This window comes from Klebsiella sp. MS 92-3 (assembly GCF_000195655.1).
Taxonomy (GTDB): Bacteria; Pseudomonadota; Gammaproteobacteria; order Enterobacterales; family Enterobacteriaceae; genus Klebsiella; species Klebsiella pneumoniae.
Map to the genome: position 1 here is coordinate 6,210 of NZ_GL882856.1, position 521 is coordinate 6,730.

Here is a 521-nt window from a genome sequence, read left to right on the forward strand (position 1 = left end):
CCCCCCGGGGGGGGGGGTCATATAAGCGCCGGATTTGGTACTGGCGGCCGAGTCGTTCATGATCACCCCGGAACGCGCATAGCCGTGGAACTCAAAGCCGCCGGGCCGTTCGGCTTTTTCTTCCAGTTGAGTGGTGCGCCAGGCCACCTGCTGGGTGGTGGCCTGGGTTTGCTGCTGCTGCTGGGTTAACTGCTGAACTTTCTGCTCCGCTGAGGCGGCGCGGCTTTCGGCAGTGCTGGCGCGGGTCTCGGCGTCCTGCAGGCGTTTTTCCAGGGCGGCGAGACGCGCTTCAATGCTGTTCAGGTCTGTCTGCCCATGGGCGGCGGCGGTGCCGGTTAGCAAAGCAATAAGAATGGCTAACTTCCGTTTTTTATACATGTTGGTGACATCCAAAGGTAAATCAGTGAGTGTGCTAATGTTTGCTAAACCGGTTTAGTTGATATGGTAAACATGTCGGTAACGCGGTGAAAATAAAAATTGCTAAACCGGTTTAAGAATTGTGATGTCGCCAGCAAAGTGGG

The 521-nt window shown here is 56.0% G+C and carries 1 protein-coding gene; it reads right to left on the reverse strand.

What is annotated here, in order from left to right; translation table 11 throughout:
• The coding region (locus HMPREF9538_RS04150; RefSeq protein WP_009486125.1) for a carbohydrate porin at positions 1–378 on the reverse strand (378 nt) is incomplete at its 3' end.
• Positions 379–521 lie beyond the last annotated feature (143 nt).